This is a genomic window from Campylobacter sp. IFREMER_LSEM_CL2194 (assembly GCF_025771685.1).
Taxonomy (GTDB): domain Bacteria; phylum Campylobacterota; class Campylobacteria; order Campylobacterales; family Campylobacteraceae; genus Campylobacter_D.
In genome coordinates this window covers 1-3,302 of sequence record NZ_JAKMQS010000027.1, presented here as the reverse complement: position 1 = coordinate 3,302, position 3,302 = coordinate 1, and the positions used below count along the sequence as shown (strand labels likewise).

Genomic DNA, 3,302 nt, shown 5'->3' with positions numbered 1-3,302 from the left:
TTTTAGTATAGGTCAAGGCGAAACAGTAGAATTTGGAGGCAATAGTAAAAACTACCTAAACATTGCTCATGGTACTAGTAAATCTATGATAGAAGGTTTATTAAAAGCAAATGGTAAAAATATATTTTTAATTAATCCTAATGGGGTAATCATTACTAAAAAAGGAACTATCAATGCTAATCGCTTTGTGGCTTCGACTTCGTCGATGAGTGATGGGGAGATGTGGAAATTTGCTGATATGAAAACACTTGAACAAGGTTTAAGCTTTTCCCCTATATTTAAACCACACAAAGCAGGCAATGTAGTCAATATGGGTAATATTAATGCTAATGATGTATTGCTTATAGGGAATAAGGTAAGTATAGATGGTGGCCATATCAATGGCAAACATAATGATGGTGTTAGTGGTGATGCTTTAAAAAATCCAAGTGGTAATACAGCTGATAAAGTTCATTTGGTGGGGAATGAAGTTTATATAGACAAGGATATGGCGCAATTTAAAACTACAAGTGGTAAAGTAGATGTAACAGCCAATGCTATTTATATTCAAAGACAAATGATAAAATTTGCAAATGATGGTTATAAATTTGGCGGTGATATAAAAGATAAAATAAATATAACAAACTATCAAAACCATACAGGAAGCTCTAATTTCAAAAAAGCTCTAACCATAGGTAATATGGGAAATGAAAAAGATAATGTTATAGAATGGTGGCACTTTGCGAAAGGTTGGAATGAAGATTTAGGTGTTAGAGAAATTGATGAGTTTAGATTAGTAGATGATATAGATTTTAGTGGCAATCAAGGTAAAAACTACGCAAACTATTGTATAGATGGACTAGGATGCACTAGTATGATTGTTGGTTATTATGATTATAACGATATGGATAACAAAAAAGGTGAATCTTTTAATAAGGTGTTTGATGGACAAAATCATACTTTAAAAAACATCGATATCGATATTAAATTGGCTAACAATGAAAATATACATGATACTGTTGGTATATTTGGTTCTGCTTATGGTGCGACTTTTAAAAATATACATGTAGATTATATGGGAGGTAGTATAAAAGTTAATTCAAATAACCCTAATATAGCAAATGTTGGTGGTTTTATAGGGGTAATGATGGGTGGATATGTAGATAATATTGTTTTAGAGAATATCAGCTCTATAGAACATTTTTATACTGGATCAGGAGAATATTCTTGGGTTAACACCGGAGGATTTATAGGAAATTTAACTGGCGGTGAAATTTCTAAAACAACTGTAAGAAATATAGGTTCTATCAAAACTTACGCACATTCAGCTAGGTTTTTAATGACTGGTGGTTTTATTGGGCATAGTAGATATGGCTCATATATTGATAATATTTTATTGGAAAATATAAAGAGCATTTCTAATGAAGCTGAAAAAACATTGCAATCATCGGTGGGTGGTTTTATAGGAGGAGTTAATGATGGGGTAAGTTTAACCAATGTAAAAGTTGATAAAATTTATAATATTAGTAACCATGTTAACTCAGGAGAAGCTTACACAGGAGGTTTTTACGGTGCCGGTGGTGGCCATCCTGGTATTTTTAAAAATATCTATATATATTTTGATCCAAAAACTACAATAACTAGTTCTTCAAATAATATAGGTATATTTTTTGGATATTCAGAAGATTATCCAGCTCTTGCTCCTGAATTATATAATATAAATATATATTATAAAAATAAAACTTTATCTGATGCAAATGTTGATAGTTGGCTTTATGATAAAATAAATTTTTATGTTTATAATAATGAGATAAAAGCATATCAAGATTTTTTAAATAAATCCGGCTATATACAAGGTTACTATAAGGATGATGAAATAAATCTTGAACAAGACGACCTCAATAAAGAAGTTATTGGTCAAATCATAGAAGATATCACTCAAAAAGGATATGTGGTAGATATTGCTATGTTAGAAAAATTATTAGAAGTTTATAGCAAATTTAATCTAAATACCACAGAAAGTGAAAAAATAGCTTTTATTCAAACATATTTTAATATAAAAGATGAAAATGAAGCTAGAGGTATTTTGCAAAGTTTAGATTTTCTGACTTATTATACTAAGAATGAAACATTTGATAAAAATAGAATATCAAATGAAGCAAAAGATTTATTTATATCTTTACAAAATCAAAGTGAAACAACTCTAGCTAACAATAAAGCTTTATTTAGCTATTTAAATGATAATAAGGATAAATTAATAACTGAATATAACAAATACAAAGAGCTAGAGCAAATCTTTAAAGACAGAGAGCAAGACTATTTTAAAGCCCAAGCTGAATTTAATAGATTATTAGATTTAGTCAATAAAGGTAAGCTAAGCTACAACGATCCTAAATTCACTCAAGCTTTTAATAATTGGCTTAATGCTTATAATAGTTATTCCAATGCATATGTTGATGCTAAGAATATCAATGATAATATAAAATCCACTTATACTAAATATATTAACGAAACATTAGGATATGGCAATTTTAATTTTAATCCTTTTTTGCTAAGTTTAAATCCTGATGTAGATAAACCTGAATTTCCTGATATAGATAATTCTCAAGGTGGAGATTTACCTGACTTTGAACAAACTGCTTCTCTTAATCTAATAGGTGATAATGCTTTAGATGAAGATGAAGAAACTGAAGAGGTAGATGAAACTTCTCTTATGCAAAAAGGAAAAATCTGCATAGTAAGTGATAACTTTAAAACTATGAATCCATGTATAGTTGGAGGATTATAAAAATGCTTGCTAGGATAGCTATATCCTAGCAATAATAACGAGTATATTAATGAATACTCGTATTAAATAATATTTTGACTAATCAATAATAAATATTAAAAGATAAAAACTCTAAATTTAAAATATATAAATAAAAGGAATAAACAACCATGAAAAAACTCTTACTTAGCACTATAGCACTTAGCTCTTTAGTCTATGCTAATAATGGAAGTATTACCATAGCTAAAAATGATATAGAAAAGGTTATAGAACTCTCCCCTGATAGAAACCTCCCTCAAAACAAAGCTATCAAAGAAAATCTAAAAACTAAAGATGATTATATAAAAAGCCAAGAAGCTAAAAAAGACTTTGAAGAAAAAAAGAAAGCTTTAAAAGAAAAACTAAATCAAGAAGATAAAGCTAATGAGGAAACTAACAATCAAACTAATAACACTACCAACCCAAATAACCAAACTAGCAATAATACTAATAACACAAACAATGATAAAACTAACACTAGTGTAAAAGATGAAACTAACAATTCTAACCCAACTAG

Annotated in this window: 1 protein-coding gene and 1 pseudogene; both read left to right on the top strand. The window is 28.6% G+C overall.

Annotated features, from left to right (window positions below; all coding sequences use genetic code 11):
- Window positions 1–2,767: filamentous hemagglutinin N-terminal domain-containing protein (locus L8V79_RS07910; protein ID WP_263703175.1), on the top strand; the 2,767-nt coding region annotated here is incomplete at its 5' end.
- A gap of 149 nt (window positions 2,768–2,916) precedes the next feature.
- Window positions 2,917–3,302 (top strand): annotated as a pseudogene (locus tag L8V79_RS07905) (ShlB/FhaC/HecB family hemolysin secretion/activation protein); the annotation flags it as partial.